The organism is Paracoccus sp. MC1862 (assembly GCF_016617715.1).
GTDB lineage: Bacteria > Pseudomonadota > Alphaproteobacteria > Rhodobacterales > Rhodobacteraceae > Paracoccus.
This window is the reverse complement of record NZ_CP067225.1, coordinates 2,738,785-2,753,555: the sequence shown is the minus strand read 5'-3', so window position 1 is coordinate 2,753,555 and position 14,771 is coordinate 2,738,785. Positions and strand designations below refer to the sequence as shown.

The 14,771-nt window shown below is 69.4% G+C and carries 11 protein-coding genes; 2 read left to right on the top strand and 9 right to left on the bottom strand.

Translation table 11 applies throughout. The features are described 5' to 3' along the window. Positions 1 to 2: 2 nt before the first annotated feature. A complete protein-coding gene (locus JGR78_RS13555) occupies positions 3 to 350 on the top strand; it encodes a DUF3775 domain-containing protein (RefSeq protein WP_182792662.1) in 348 nt (115 codons plus the stop codon). 441 nt (positions 351 to 791) lie between these two features. On the opposite strand, the gene JGR78_RS13550 is transcribed toward JGR78_RS13555, so the two are convergent. The 5 genes from JGR78_RS13550 to JGR78_RS13530 all read right to left on the bottom strand — a co-directional run bounded on the left by JGR78_RS13550 (position 792) and on the right by JGR78_RS13530 (position 6,846). Beyond that, complete coding sequence (locus JGR78_RS13550) at positions 792 to 1,979, bottom strand: PQQ-dependent sugar dehydrogenase (RefSeq protein ID WP_182804162.1); 1,188 nt, start codon at positions 1,977 to 1,979, stop codon at positions 792 to 794. Positions 1,980 to 2,362: 383 nt separating this feature from the next. Next, entirely contained in the window at positions 2,363 to 3,502 is a 1,140-nt protein-coding gene (locus JGR78_RS13545; protein WP_182792660.1) for a saccharopine dehydrogenase C-terminal domain-containing protein, read from the bottom strand. Beyond that, positions 3,499 to 4,560, bottom strand: a complete 1,062-nt coding sequence (locus tag JGR78_RS13540; protein ID WP_182792659.1) for a saccharopine dehydrogenase — start codon at positions 4,558 to 4,560, stop codon at positions 3,499 to 3,501. Before JGR78_RS13540 ends, JGR78_RS13545 begins: the two co-directional genes overlap by 4 nt. Positions 4,561 to 4,621: 61 nt before the next feature. Further along, positions 4,622 to 5,452, bottom strand: a complete 831-nt coding sequence (locus JGR78_RS13535) for an NlpC/P60 family protein (RefSeq protein WP_182792658.1) — start codon at positions 5,450 to 5,452, stop codon at positions 4,622 to 4,624. Then, positions 5,452 to 6,846, bottom strand: coding sequence for a M17 family metallopeptidase (locus JGR78_RS13530; protein WP_370576532.1), 1,395 nt, complete (start codon positions 6,844 to 6,846; stop codon positions 5,452 to 5,454). Before JGR78_RS13530 ends, JGR78_RS13535 begins: the two co-directional genes overlap by 1 nt. Positions 6,847 to 7,000: 154 nt before the next feature. On the opposite strand from JGR78_RS13530, the gene JGR78_RS13525 reads away from it, so the two are divergent. Next, the gene (locus JGR78_RS13525; protein ID WP_182792656.1) at positions 7,001 to 8,023 is read left to right on the top strand and encodes an aspartate-semialdehyde dehydrogenase; all 1,023 of its coding nucleotides are present in this window, start codon (positions 7,001 to 7,003) and stop codon (positions 8,021 to 8,023) included. A gap of 89 nt (positions 8,024 to 8,112) precedes the next feature. On the opposite strand, the gene JGR78_RS13520 is transcribed toward JGR78_RS13525, so the two are convergent. The 4 genes from JGR78_RS13520 to JGR78_RS13505 all read right to left on the bottom strand — a co-directional run bounded on the left by JGR78_RS13520 (position 8,113) and on the right by JGR78_RS13505 (position 14,633). After that, positions 8,113 to 11,244 carry an efflux RND transporter permease subunit gene (locus JGR78_RS13520; RefSeq protein ID WP_182792655.1) on the bottom strand — a complete coding sequence of 1,044 codons (3,132 nt, stop codon included), beginning with the start codon at positions 11,242 to 11,244 and terminating at the stop codon, positions 8,113 to 8,115. Then, positions 11,244 to 12,503 (bottom strand): efflux RND transporter periplasmic adaptor subunit, encoded by a 1,260-nt coding sequence (locus JGR78_RS13515; protein WP_182792689.1) that lies wholly within the window; start codon positions 12,501 to 12,503, stop codon positions 11,244 to 11,246. Before JGR78_RS13515 ends, JGR78_RS13520 begins: the two co-directional genes overlap by 1 nt. Positions 12,504 to 12,609: 106 nt before the next feature. Continuing rightward, positions 12,610 to 13,719 carry an N-acetylglucosamine-6-phosphate deacetylase gene (locus JGR78_RS13510; protein WP_182804158.1) on the bottom strand — a complete coding sequence of 370 codons (1,110 nt, stop codon included), beginning with the start codon at positions 13,717 to 13,719 and terminating at the stop codon, positions 12,610 to 12,612. After that, the gene (locus JGR78_RS13505; protein WP_182804156.1) at positions 13,707 to 14,633 is read right to left on the bottom strand and encodes an ROK family protein; all 927 of its coding nucleotides are present in this window, start codon (positions 14,631 to 14,633) and stop codon (positions 13,707 to 13,709) included. The genes JGR78_RS13510 and JGR78_RS13505 overlap by 13 nt, the downstream gene beginning before the upstream one ends. Positions 14,634 to 14,771: the final 138 nt, after the last annotated feature.

Below are 14,771 nucleotides of genomic sequence, written 5' to 3'. Positions count from 1 at the left end.
CCATGCTGGAACTCGGCGCCGACAAGATCGCCTTCGTCATCCTCCGCGCCCGCGACTATGACCACGGGCCGGACGGGCGCGGCGGCCGCAACGCCTTTGAGCTGCGTGATTTCATCGCTGACCTGACCGAGGACGAGCAGGCGGAACTCACCGCCGTCATGTGGATCGGCCGCGGCACCTTCGATGCGGATGACCTCGAGGAAGCGATCTCGACCGCCAAGGCGGAAAAGACCACGCCCACCGAGGACTACCTGATGGGCGAGCCGCATCTGGCCGACCATCTGGAAGCCGGTATGGAGGCGCTCGGCCTGACCCCCGGCGCGGAAGAGGACGATCTGCTGCGGGGGTGAGGCGGGTCCGCGCTGCCCGAAGGACACCCGATCTGCCGCCAGCCTTGATCCGTAACGGATCAAGGCCTGCACAGTCTGCAAAGGGGCCGTTGCAGCGCAGGGTTCGACCCCATTCATGCAGGAGACCCGCAAACGCGAAAACCGCTTGGTCGGCTCGCCGTGGGGTTCGCCGGCATGTCATCGGTAGGCGAGGTCGAACCTGCCCCTGCAACGCCGCCGTGGAAACCCGGCCGTGGCGCCGGGCCGGCATCAACCTGCCTGGCAGGGGCGGGTGAAGCCGAGTCAATGGTGGCATGACTTCATCGGTCTTTCGCACAGGAAGCCAAGGTCATCCGCGCGGCAGGCAACCACATGCGGCGCGATGACGGGGTGGTTCACTGCAGGGAACCCGGCGACGACGGCAGGGTGAGGCTATCCCTCACCATGCCCCGGCCCTTGAGATCACTCGCGCGTCACCCGCACCAATTCCCCATCCGGCTTGTCGGTCAGCAGCATGACCGCGCCATCGGCGGCCAGATCCACGTCGCGCACCCGGCCGATGCCCTGCAGGTGCCGTCCTTCCCCCCCGACCCGGTCGCCGTCCAGTTGCAGTCGCACCAGCCCGTGATCGCCCTGCATCGCGCCGGTGAGGATCTGCCCCTGCCATTCCGGGAACATCTCGCCCCGGTAGAAGACCATGCCCGAGGGGGCGATTACCGGGTCCCAGTAATAGAGCGGCTGCTCCATCCCGTCCGCCTGGGTGATGCCGTCGTTGATCGGCTCGTCCTGGTAAGAGACGCCGTAGGTGATGACCGGCCAGCCATAGTTCTTGCCGGCCTCGATGCGGTTCAGTTCGTCCCCACCCTTCGGCCCATGCTCGATGGTCCAAAGCTGGCCGCTGCCGTCCAGCGCCGCCGCCTGCACGTTCCGCAACCCCTTGGCCCAGATTTCGGGCAGGCCGAGGTCGGGGTTTCCCTCGGCCGGCTCGCCGGTCATGGCGTCGATGCGCAGCAGCTTGCCCAGGTGGTTGTCGTCCTGCTGCGCGCTGTCGCGGATCGGCACGTCGGAGCGTTCGCCCAGGGTCACGAACAGGTTGCCCTGCCCGTCCAGAAGCAGCCGACTGCCGAAATGCTTGTCGCCGTCATAGACCGGCACCTGCGCGAAGATCGGCTGGACGTTTTCCAGCGTGGCGTTGTCCTGCGACAGCGTGGCGGTGGCGACCGCCGTGTGGTTGCCGCCCTCGGCCGGGGCCGCGTAGCTGATCCACAGCCTGCGCGTTTCGGCGAAATCGGGGGCGATCAGCACGTCCAGAAGCCCGCCCTGCCCGCCGGCCGAGATTTCGGGTAGCCCGCCGATGGGGTCGGACAGCGCGCCCTCGGCGGAAACGATCCGCAGCCTGCCCGGCCGCTCGGTCACCAGCCAGCCGCCGTCGGGCAGTTGCGCCATGCCCCAGGGATGTTCCAGCCCGTCGGTGATCACGGTGGTTTCCAGCGCGATGTCGTCGGCCAGCACGGGCGCGCGTGTCTGCCCCTCAAAAGCCGGGGTCTGGTCGGGCGCATTCGGCGGCGCGGCGTTGAAATCCTGGGCCGCGGCGGCGACGGGCAGGGCGAACAGCGCGGCAAGCGCCGCGGTCGAGCGGAGGAATGGCATGGGCAACTCCCTTGTGTCTGCCCTGCAAACCGGAGAACGGCGGATTTGTTCCGGCGTCTGACCGAAGCGTGAAGACAGAGGGTGCCGCCCCTGCATCCACAAGGGACGCCGTTCCCGGCGTCGCTGGAGGGAACGGGCTGCTGCCCCATCCGCTTTCGGAAACTTTTGCGACGGAAAATGGCTCGGGGGCGCTTGAGCAGGGCGCGCCGTGACGCAGAGCCGTGCAATCACCGGGAAGGACGGCCGATCGGCTCAGGAGGCGGAGTGGAGGCGCCTCAAGGATTGACCGGCACCGGGCGCGCCGGCAGGGGCAGGCGGCCGGGCCAGCCTGCACGGGCGATCCATGCCGCGCAAGCTGGCCGGGAACGACCAGGGCTGCGGCCTCAGGCCTTCAGATGATCCACCTTCGCCATGTGGTCGGCGATCTCGCCCGTCTCGACCAGCCAGCGGCCGATCAGGTCGGGATCGTCGGGGGCGGCGTGGACTCCGGCAGGGAAGGCGCCCGCCAGCACCGCCTCGACCGCCAGCGCGACCGGGATCGAGACGAGCTGCGCCATCGCGGTGCCGTTCTTGTCGCCCTGCGCGTCCAGCACCCATTCCTTGTCGAACACAGCCTCGTTCCCCCGCATCGCGGCAAGACGGACGAACAGCACGACGCGGTCGGGCTCGCCCTCGGCATAGGCGTGCCGGGACCAGAACTCGTCGGCCATCTCGCGCAGGCGGGCGTCGCCTTCCGGACCGGCTAGGCCCTCGACCTCGGCGAAGACATCGGACCAGGCCTCGGACCAGCCCTTCAGGCGGATGGTTCCGCGCACGAAATCCCGGATCTCCCAACCGGGATCGAAGCCATACTGGCCGATGAAGGCGGTGGAATCGCGGTTCGGATAAACCTCGAAATGCTCGGGCACCGGCAGCGGCGCCTCGTAGGGCTCGATCGCGTGCCAGGGGCGTTCAACCTTCCGCTCCTCGCCGTCGCGGATCGACAGCGAGGGCGATCGCAGCGCCCGCAGAACGCCCAAGGGCGACCATGAGAACTTGTAGCGGAACGGGTTCGGGTGCCGGGGGATGCCGCCGCAATAGCTGGTAAAGCTGATCCGGTCGCCGGGCCGGGCCACATGGCGGTAGTCGGCGACCAGCTCATGCGCCATCAGGTGGTCGATGCCGGGGTCCAGCCCGACCTCGTTCACCAGCGCCACGCCCGCGTCCATCGCCGCCTGCTCCAGCGCCGCCATCTCGGGCGAGATGTAGGAGGAGCTGACGAAATGCGCCTTTTTTTCGATGCAGATGCGGGCCACGACCGGGTGCTGGTCGGCGGGCAGCATGGACACCACCACGTCGCCGGGCTGGACGGCCGACGCCAGCGCCTGCGAGGTGTATTCGCGGATGTCGGTGGCCAGGTCGCCCACGGCCTCGCGGGCCTTTTCGACCGTGCGGTTCCAGACGGCGACAGGGACCTTGCCCTTCAGCAGCCGACGCAGGCCGGGGATCGAGGAAAGTCCGGTTCCGACCCAGTGGATCGTCATGGCGCAAGCCCTTTCAGATGGGTGTCACAGATATCGGCGGCGCGGCCCCAGGCGCCGGTGTCGATGGCGTCGAGCGCCCGCAGCACCGGCAGCAGTTGCGCCGCATAGTCAAGGCTCGATTCCCGCGGCAGCATCGAGGGCAGGTTGTCGATGGCCATGACGTCGAGGGCTGGGTTCTCGGCCACGCGCAGGACGGGGGCGCCCCATGTCGTGGTGCGGTCATAGACGCGGACCGGGTTGAACTCGCTTGTGGGGTCGCAGGCGATATCGCCGATCACGGTCAGGGCGCGACCGGGATTCACGGCGCTTTCGGGGACGAAGACCGGGCAGCCGGGCTGGGCGAGGATGCAGTTGAGGAAGACCTCGTGCAGCAGGATTTCCGGGAAGGGGCCGCCGTCTGCGGTTTCGGCCATGTCCCATTTCGTGACGCGCACGCCCACCTCGGCACACAGGTCGGCAGCCCCGCTGCCCACGCGGCCTTTCGCGCCGATGACGATGGCGCGGGGGCGGGCATGGCCGGTGCCGTCCAGTTCCGCCCGCAGCGCCGCAGTCAGCGCGTCCTTGTGGGGCCAGGTGCGGACGGGCGCGCAGATGCCGCCCCGCTGTTGCGCGGCCCAGGCCTTCAGGGATACCGCGGCACCCGCATAGCCCGCCCAGTAGCCGAAGGCCGCAAGGCGGCGACCCTTGTCGTCCAGCAGGTATTCAAGATCGTAAAGCCGCCCGCCGCCGTCGCGGAAGCGGCGCAGCAGCACCTGCCCCGAGGGCTGGCCCTTGAAGGCATGGCCGAACATGATGTGGCGGTGCATCAGGGGGCTGCCGTCCCCGGGGAGTTCCTTGAGGCCGAAGATGATGGCGTCCACGGGCGCCTCGGGCCACGATCCTTCCGGCGCGATCGAGGCGCCGGCGGCGCGATAGTCGGCGGTCGGGATCACGCGGCGGGGGCTGTCTTCCACGGTGACGCGGAAGCCGCGGCGGATCAGGTCGCGCACGCCCTCGGGGGTGATGCCGACCCTGTCCTCGTTGGGGCGGCTTTCCGCCCGGACCCACAGATGCACCATCAGACCCCTCCTCCTGCTGCCGATGGTCCGCAACGTGTCATTCGGCAATGCTGCGCGACAGTTACGGAAAGGCGATGCGGTCGTCCAGACGCGGACGGCGCGCGCCGAGGAAGGGGCCGTCGCCGGCGGCGGCGATGCGGGCGATGGCGGCGGCGATGTTTTCGGTGATGACGGACATTGTCCATGCGGTGGCGTGGATCATTGTCGTTTCGTCCAGTGCCATTGCGACATGGCCCGGCCAGAACAGCAGGTCACCGCGCTGGATGTTGTCCGCGACGGGGAAGGCGTTGCGCTGAAGGTCGCTGTCGCCGGGACAGGCGATCCCCGCCCCATGCAGAGCCGCCTGCGCCAGCCCCGAGCAGTCGATGCCCCCCCGGCTGTTCCCACCCCAGAGATAGGGCGTGCCGAGAAGGCGCAGCGCGACCTGGGCCGGGTCCTCGGCGGGGCGCTCCGAGATATGCTGGATCGGCACGAACAGTCCGTCCGCCAGTTGTGCAAAGCGGCCCTCGGTTGCCGTGACCGACAGGCGCGCGCCCATGGGCAGGCTGCCCCGCTCGGGCTGCTTGAAGTCGGGCGCGGGGTAAAGATGCGTGGCCGGTGCCGTCACGCGATGGGTGATCGGGGGCATGTCCGCCGTCAAAGCGAAAAGGGTCACCCAGCCGCAATAGCCGTCCGCCACCGCCTGCACGAAGCCCCAGCCGTCGCGCTCCTCGATCAGCGTCACATCCGCGCCGTGCAGAAGCTGGCGGTCCCTTGCGCCTCCAGGTGCGCGCAGCAGGTCGGCCACGGGCGCGGCCAGCCGCATCGGGCGGCCATCCGTGACCTCATCCCGCGCGATCCCCGATCCACGCAGCGCCACGCGGTCGGTCGCCGGAGTCAAGCGGCGATCCATCAGGCGATCTTCGGCAGCGCGTGCAGGATCGCCCGCATCCCCTGCCCCACGCCGCCCTTGGGCCGCCCCGGCGCGGCCGAGGGCTGCCAGCCGTAGATGTCGAAATGCGCGTAGGCCCCCGCGCCTTCGGTGAAGCGGCGCAGGAACAGCGCGGCGGTGATCGCGCCCGCGAAGCCTCCGCCCGGCGCATTGTCGAGGTCTGCGATGGCAGGCTCGATCATGGCCTCGTAAGGCTCCCAGAAGGGCATCCGCCAGATGGGGTCGGCGTGGTCGCGGCCCGCCTGATAGAGTGCATCCGCCACCGCCTCGTCGTCGCAGAAGAAGGGCGGCAGGTCCGGGCCCAGCGCCACCCGCGCGGCCCCCGTCAGCGTCGCCATGGACAGCAGCAGGCGCGGGCTGTCCTCGGCGGCATAAGCCAGCGCATCGGCGAGGATCAGACGGCCCTCGGCGTCGGTGTTGTTGACCTCGACCGTCAGGCCCTTGCGGCTGGTCAGCACGTCGCCCGGGCGGAAGCTGTCGCTCGCAACGGAGTTCTCCACCGCGGGGACCAGCACCCGCAGCCCGCCCGCGCGACCCAAGCGTGCCAGCGTCTCGGCCAGCCCCAGCACGTTCGCGGCCCCGCCCATGTCCTTCTTCATGATGAGCATCGAGGCCGAGGGCTTGATGTCCAAACCCCCGGTGTCGAAGCAGACCCCCTTGCCGACCAGCGTGACCGCAGGCCCCTCGCCCGGAAAGCGCAGGTCGATCAGTCGGGGGGCGCGGCCCGGCCCGGCAGCGCGACCCACGGCGTGGATCATGGGGAAGCCTTCGGCCAGCGCCTCGCCCTGGGTCACCTCGACGGATGCGCCGTGCCGGGCGGCCAAGTCACGGGCGGCGGCTTCCAGATCGGCCGGGCCCATGCCGGATGCGGGCGTGTTGATGAGGTCGCGCGCCAGGTATTCGCCGGCGGCCATCGCCAGCACGGCCTCGCGGTCCACGCCCTCGGGGCAGACCAGCCGCCCCTTGGGCGGCTCGGCCTTCTTGTAGCGGTCGAAGCGGTACTGCGCGAAAAGCCAGCCGAGCGCCCCATGCGTCAGGTCATAGTTCTCCGGCACGCTCTCGAGATGCCACGTCCCTTCGGGCAGCCCCTCGGCGGCGCGAGCCAGCGTGAAGCGCTCGCGCGCAGGGCGGTCGGCGGGCGTGGCGGGCTTGCCGATCCCGAACAGCGCGCCCGCGACCCCGCCCTCGCCCGGCAGCAGGCAGATCTGGCCCGGCTTCCCAGCGAAGCCCGAAGCCGTCGCGAAGGCGGACTCCACACCCTCGGGCCAGACCGGCCCTTCGTCACCCTGGGCGACCAGCCACAGGGGACGGCTTTCGGCATCGGCGGGGGCGAACTCGGGCTCGGTCATCGGCATCTCCTGTCCTGCCGGACAGTTTCTGCGGCTATCCGGGCCGGAAAGAAAGACCGGCGGCTTCTTTCTGGCCCAAATACCCATTCCGGCCTCGCAGCCTTCACTTCGCCCGCATTATCAGCTATGCCCCGCCGTCTTGTTCGTGAAAGGGACGTCGATGGGTTACAAGATCGTCGTCGCGGGGGCCACGGGGAACGTGGGCCGCGAAATGCTGAGCATCCTGGCCGAGCGCCAGTTTCCTGCCGATGAGGTGGTGGCTCTGGCCTCGCGCCGGAGCCTTGGCACCGAGGTCAGTTTCGGCGACAGGACCCTGAAGACCAAGGACATCGAGGGCTTCGACTTTTCCGGCTACGACATGGCGCTGTTTGCCATCGGGTCCGAGGCCACGAAGAAATACGCCCCCATCGCGGCCAGCCAGGGCTGCGTGGTGATCGACAATTCGTCCTTGTATCGTTACGACCCCGCGATTCCGCTGATCGTGCCCGAGGTGAACGCCGACGCGATCGAGGGTTACCGCAACAAGATGATCATCGCGAACCCCAACTGCTCGACCGCCCAGATGGTGGTGGCGCTGAAGCCGCTGCATGACCGGGCGCGGATCAGGCGGGTGGTGGTGTCCACCTACCAGTCGGTGTCGGGCGCGGGCAAGGACGGCATGGACGAGCTCTGGTCCCAGACCAAGGGGATGTATGTCCCGGGGCAAGAGGTCGCGCCGAAGAAGTTCCAGCGCCAGATCGCTTTCAACGTCATTCCCCAGATCGACGTCTTCATGGAGGACGGCCAGACGAAAGAGGAATGGAAGATGGTCGCCGAAACCAAGAAGATCATGGACCCGTCGATCAAGGTCACGGCGACCTGCGTGCGTGTCCCGGTCTTCGTCGGCCATTCGGAATCGATCAACATCGAGTTCGAGGATTTCCTGGACGAGGACGAGGCCCGCGACATCCTGCGCGAGGCGCCGGGCGTGCTGGTCATCGACAAGCGCGAACCTGGCGGCTACGTTACCCCGGTCGAATCCGCGGGCGAGGACGCGACCTACATCAGCCGCATCCGCCAGGACCAGACGGTCGAAAACGGCCTGAACCTGTGGTGCGTCAGCGACAACCTGCGCAAGGGCGCGGCCTTGAACGCCGTCCAGATCGCCGAACTGCTGGGCAACCGCATCCTGAAGAAAGGATAAGGGACTTCCGCGAACGGTCCGGTGGACTGTTCGCAAAGGGCGGTTCCCGTTTCGAACCCTTCAAAGCCGCCTCACCAAGGCGGCTTTTCTCATGCGGTCGCCTGCCCTGCGGGCTGCGCATGGGTGCCGGCCAGCGGCCGGTTGCCGGTCAGGCGGCGGACGGCGACGTAAAGCCCCGGGATCATGAAGATGCCGAGGAAGGTGGCCGAGATCATCCCGCCCATCACCCCGATCCCGATCGAGTTCTGCGCCGCGGCCCCCGCCCCTGAGGCGATCGCCAGCGGCAGCACGCCGAGGATGAAGGCCAGCGAGGTCATCAGGATCGGGCGCAGGCGCAGCTTGGCGGCCTCGATGGCGGCATCGACGGTGCTGCGGCCCGCGACCTCGAGATCGCGGGCGAATTCCACGATCAGTATGGCGTTCTTGGCCGCAAGGCCGATGGTCGTCAGGATGCCGACCTTGAAATAGACATCGTTCGACTGCCCGAAGATCAGCGCGGCCAGCACCGCCCCCAGGATGCCGACCGGCACCGACAGCATCACCGCGAAGGGCACCGTCCAGCTTTCGTAAAGCGCGGCGAGGCACAGGAAGACCACCAGCGCCGACAGCGCGTAAAGGAAGGGCGCCTGGTTGCCCGCCTGGCGTTCCTGATAGGCAAGCCCGGTCCAGGCTACGCCATAGCCGCCGGGCATCTGGGCGACCAGTTCCTCCATCGCATCCATGGCCTGTCCCGAGGTCGCGCCGGGCGCCTCGTTGCCGGAAATCGAGATCGCGTTGGTGCCCTCGAAGCGCGACAGCCGGGGGGCGATCGGTTCCCAGCGGGTGGACATGAAGGCGCTGAAAGGCACCATCTCGCCCGAGGCGTTGCGGGCATACCAGTCCTCGAGGTTCTCGGGCTGCATGCGGAACTCGGCCCCCGCCTGCACGATCACCGGGCGCAGGGTGGCGCCCATGGCGAAGTCGTTGACCTCGCGCCCCGAGAAGATCGTGGCCAGCATCCCGTTCACCTCGGAGAGGCTCAGCCCCAGCGCCTCGGCCCGCTGTGGGTCGATGTCGAGCCTGAGCGCGGCGGTGTCCTCGTCCCCCGAACTGCGGACGTTGGCCAGTTGCGGGTGGTCGTTGGCTGCCTCCTCCAGCGCCTGCGCGGCCTCGCGCAGCGCGGCCGTGCCTTGGGCCGACTGGTCGATCAGGAACATCTGGAAGCCGGCGCTGTTGCCAACGCCCTGGATCGGCGGCGGCTGGACGAAGTTGATGCGGCCTGCGCGATGGTTGGCGAAACGCTCGGTGGCGCGCTGGACAAGGGCCTGGGCCGAAAGCTCGGGGTCGCCGCGCTCGTCGAAGCCCTTGAGCCGCACGAACAGGGTGGCCCGGCCCTGCCCGGTCCCGGAAAAGCCGAAGCCGAGGGCGCCGAAGGTCGAGGCGACGGCGGGTTCCTCGTTCAGCAGGTAGGTTTCGATCTCCTCGACCACGGCCAGCGTCTGCTGGGTGGTCGAGCCTTCCGACAGGTTGATCTGGGCCATCAGCACGCCCTGATCCTCGGTCGGCAGAAAGGTCGAGTTCATCCGCGTGAAAAGCTGCCAGACCACGACGCTGATGACGGCCAGCAGCAGCACCACCAGCAGCGGGTGACGCACGGTGCGGGCGATGACCCGCGTGTACCAGTCGGTTGCCCGGTCGAAGCCGCGGTTGAACCAGCGCGCGGGCGCGAAGCGTGGCGGTCCGTGATGGGGGCGCAACAGCGTCGCGGTCTGGGACGGCGTCAGGATCAGGGCCGCCGCCAGCGACAGCATCATCGCGGTGATGATCGTGACCGAGAACTGGCGATAGACGACGCCAGTCGAGCCGACCATGAAGGCCATCGGCAGGAACACCGCTGACAGCACGACCGCGATGCCGATCAGCGCGCCGGTGATCTGGCGCATCCCGACCTCGGTCGCGCGGACGGGATCAAGGCCGTCCTCGCGCATGATGCGTTCCACGTTTTCGACCACGACGATGGCGTCGTCCACCAGCAGGCCGATCGCCAGCACCATGGCGAACATGGTCAGGGTGTTGATCGTGTAGCCGAAGGCGAACAGCACGGCGAAGGTGCCCAGCAGAACCACGGGCACCACGACCACCGGGATGATCGTCGCCCGCCAGCTTTGCAGGAAGACCAGGATCACCGCGATGACCAGGACGACGGCTTCCAGCAGCGTGTGGTAAACCTTTTCGATCGACTGTTCGACAAAGGGCGAGGTGTCATAGGCGACCCGCAGTTCCACCCCATCCGGCAGGGCGGGCTGCAGCGAATCCAGCACCGCGCGCACGCCCGCCGCGGTGTCCACGGCGTTGGCGCCGGTTTCCAGGTTCACCCCGAAGCCCGAGGCATTGGCGCCGTTGAAGCGGCTGTTGGCGCCATAGGCTTCCTGGCCGATCTCGATCTCGGCCACGTCGCCCAGCCAGACGTTCGAGCCGTCGGCGCCGGTCCGCAAAAGGATGCGGCGGAAATCCTCGACGCTGGTCAACTGGCTTTGTGCCGTCATCGTGGCGGTGAACTGCTGGCCCGGCACCACCGGCTGGCTGCCGAGCGAGCCGACCGAGACGGTCGAGTTCTGTTCCGCCACCGCCGCCGTGATGTCCGAGGGCGTCAACTGGAACTGCGCGAGCCGCAGCGGGTCCAGCCAGATCCGCATGGCATAGCCCGAGCCGAAGATGTCGATGCCGCCGACCCCGTCCACGCGCTTGACCGGGCCTTCGACGACCTCCTCCAGCAGGTTGCCGAGTTCGACCGTGGAATAGCGCCCGTCGGTCGAGACCAGCGAGCCCACCATCAGGATCGACGAGGTCGAGCGCGTGACCGACACCCCGTCCGACTGCACCGCCGAAGGCAGGCGCGATTCGACGCTGCGGACCCGCGACTGCACGTCGTTCAGCGCATCGGTCGGGTCCACGCTGTCGTCGAAGGTCAGGGTCAGCGAGGACCGGCCGCGGAAGGACGAGGATTCGAAGTAGAGCAGCCCTTCCAGCCCGGTCAGCGTGTCCTCGATCTGCGTCGTGACCGAATTCTGCACCGCCTCGGCGGTCGCGCCGGGATAGCTGGCCGAGATGCGGATCGTCGTCGGCGCGATGTCGGGATATTGGGACACCGGCAGGCTCAGCAGCCCCCAGACCCCGGCCAGCATCGTCACGATCGCCAGCACCCAGGCGAAGACCGGGCGATGGATGAAGAACTGCGCCATCAGTTGGCGACGCCGACGGGGCGCGGGGCCGGGGCCGCCGCCACCGCCGGCACGGGCGCAACCGCGCCGGATGCCGGGACGGGGACGGGGACGTCCTGGAAGGCGGTGGCCTCGGGTCCGGGGACCTCGCGCACCACGCCCTCGGGGTCGATGGTGACGGGAATTGTGGTGATCTCGTCGCCGTCGTTCAGGTTGGTCAGCCCGTCGAGGATCAGCAGGTCGCCTGCCTCGACGCCGTCGATCACGATCCAGTTGCTTTCATGGGTTCCGGCCTCGGTCAGCACGACCTCGACCGCGCGGCTGTCGCGGGCGACAAAGGCCGTCAACTGGCCCACGGCGGATCGCCGCGTCGGACCCTGCGGGACCAGCACGCCTTCCACCGCGCCGACGGTCATCTGCACGCGCACGAACTGCCCCGGCAGGATCAGGCGGTGGGGATTGGGGAACTCAAGCCGGAAAGGCACCGTGCCGGTGGTGGGCGAGACCTCGCGCCCCGGCGCGACGAAGCGCCCGGCCTCGGGATAGACCTGCCCGGTTTCCAGGATCAGCGCGGCCTCGCGCCCCTCGACCCGGACCATCCGGCCTTGCGCCCGCTGCTCGCGGTTGCGCAGGATGCGGGCGCGGGAATCCGAGACATCGACATAGATGGGGTCGATCTGCGTGACCGTGGTCAGCACGTCGCCCTGGTTGGCGGTGACGAGATCGCCGATCGAGACATTGGCGATGTCGGGCACGCCGTCGATGGGGCTGCGGATCTCGGTCCGGTCCACGGCAAGCTGGGCCAGCGCGCGTTCGGCCTCGGCCGCGGCAAGGCTGGCGCGGGCGTTGGCCAGCGCGACCTGCACGGTTTCAAGCTCGGCCCGGCTGACGCCGCTGCCCTGCAGGCGGTCATAGCGGTTGACGGTGGCGGTGGCGCCCTGGACGGCAGCCTCGGCACTGATCACCGCGGCCTCGGCGGCCGAGAGCGTGGCGGCAAGCTGGTCGTCGTTCAGCCGGAAAAGGACGGTCCCCGCCTCGACCGAGGTGCCGGGCTGATAGGCGATCTCGACGATCTCGCCGCCCACCTGCGGGCGGATGCCGGTTTCCTGATAAGCCACCGCGCGGCCGGGCAGGGTGACGGTCACTGGCACCGTGTCGCGCTGCAGGGTGGTGACGCCCACCTCGCGCGGGTCCTGCGGCGCGCCTGGCCCGGAACCCGGAGCCTGCGCGGCGGCGGGAACAGGGGCGATCATGGCGAAGGCAAAAGCCGCCACGACCATCCCCGCCTTGCGGCGCGGCCGGAGCCTCCACGAAATCGGTCGCAGTCGGAATATCATGGGTTTCAGCATCGCAGCCGTCCCGATGCCCGGCAAGGGCACGAAATCGTCAGAAAAGCGTGTCGAGCCAGCCTGCGAAGCCCAAGGTCCCGTCGAGCACGGCGATGTGATCGGCGGGGGCGCCCGGCGCCAGGACCAGCGGGGCCAGCCCCATCGCCCTGCGGGGCACATCACCCGCCATGGCGATGCAATCCGCAAGCCCGACACCGCCCTGAAGATGCAGCCGCGCAAGCCCGGTCACCATATCCAGATGCGCCCCCGCCAGCGCGCCGTCCGCGTTGACCAGCCGGCCGTCACGCAGCTCGACCCGGCGGCCGTAAAGGGTGAAGGCCACGGGGCCGCCGACGCTGGGCATCGCGTCCGACACGATGAAGCAGCGCCCGGCCCGCGGCCGCGCGGCCAGCGCCAGCCGCAGCATGGCCCAGTCCACATGGATGCCGTCGGGGATAAGGCCAACATAGGCGTCCGACAGGATCGCGGCGGCGGCAAGGCCGGGTTCACGGTGATGCATCGGCGGCATCGCATTGAACAGATGCGTGGCCATGCCGATGCCGTCGGCGAAGGCCAGTTCCGCCTGCGCCACCGTGGCCGAGGAATGCCCGGCGGACAGCACCACCCCCAGCGCCCGCGCACGGGCCAGCAGCATCGGATCCGCCAGTTCCGGCGCCAGCGTCAGCAGCACCGGGACGCCGGCGGCGCGCAGCCGCGCCAGCACCGCCAGCGTGCGCTCGTCTAGGGGCCGGATATGCCGGGCGTCATGGGTGCCGCGCCGCTCGGGGGCGATATGCGGGCCTTCGATGTGGATGCCGGCGATGCCCGGCATCCCCCAGGCCGCGATCACGGCATCGGCGGCGGCCTCCATCACCTCGGGCGCGTCGGTGATCACGGTGGGCAGGATCGCATGGGTGCCCAAAGACCGATGCGCCGCCCGGATCGCGGCAAGACCGGCGGGCGAGGGGTCCGCGTTGAACAGCACCCCGCCGCCACCGTTCACCTGCAGGTCGGTGGCGCCCGGCATCAGCAGGTGAACCCTGCGGTCGGGCCTGTCCGGGCCGAGCGGTCCCGCAGCCGCGATGCGGCCGTCCTGCAGGCGGACCGCCCATCCTTCCCGCAGCGCGCCGCCCGCCCACATCAGGTCGGCGGCGATCAGGGCCTCCACGGCATCTCGCCTTGGGCGGTCATGCGGGCCAGCAGCGCCGCGCCCCGGACCCCGCTTGCATCCCCGTGCCGGGCCAGGCGGAGGATGGGAAGGGGCGTGCCGGGCATCAGCCGCGCCGGAAGCGCCGCCTGAAGCCGCTCGACGACGCCGGGCATCTGCGACACGCCGCCGCCGAGAACCACGATCTCGGGGTCGATGGTCATCTGCAACGTTTCCAGCGCCTCGGCGGCAAGGTCGGCCCAGACGGCCAGCACCGCCTCGGCCGCGGCCTCATGCGCGCGGGCGGCCAGTTCGGGGGCGGTGATCTTCCCCAGCCCCATATGCGCGGCCAGCCGCGTCAGGCCGGGCCCCGCGACATAGGCCTCGATGCAGCCGGGCCGCCCGCAGCCGCAGGTCCACAGGTCCAGACCGTGCCGCGCAAGGGCGCGGGCGGGCATCCCGCAATGGCCGATCTCGACCGCGATGCCGCCTGGGCGCCGCGCCGGGCGGCCGTCAAGGCAGACGCCGGCGGCAAAGCCGGTGCCGATGATCATCCCGACCGCCGCCGCATGGCCGTCGGCGGCGCCGCCGTTCGCTTCCGAGAAGGCCAGCGCCATGGAGTCGTTCATCACCGGCAGCGGCCGTCCCGCAACCTCGGTCAGCCTTGCGGCCATGTTCTCGCCGCTGATCGGCAGGTTGGCGGTCCGGGCGATGCCGCTGTCGGGTTCGACCACGCCGCTCATGGCGATGCCGATGGGCAGGTCGGTGCCCGAGCGGTCCCGCAGCCAGCCGACCAGCCCGCCCAGCGCCGCGAAGAAGCCGTCGGCGCTGTCGCGGGGCGTCGGCACCCGGCGCGTGTCGATCGTCCCGAGGCCGGCGTCAAACAGCCGCGCCTCGATCTTGGTGCCACCGATGTCGAGTCCGCCGCAGTCCATGGTCCCTCGCGTTTTTTCCAGTTCCTAGCGCCCAGGGGACGGCTTGCCAAACGCCCTGCGCCGGCCGAGTTAGAAACAAATGCAGAAGGAAAGCCATGACGGTGGTGCCGGGCATCGTGGTGAAGGGTTCGGGCCTGC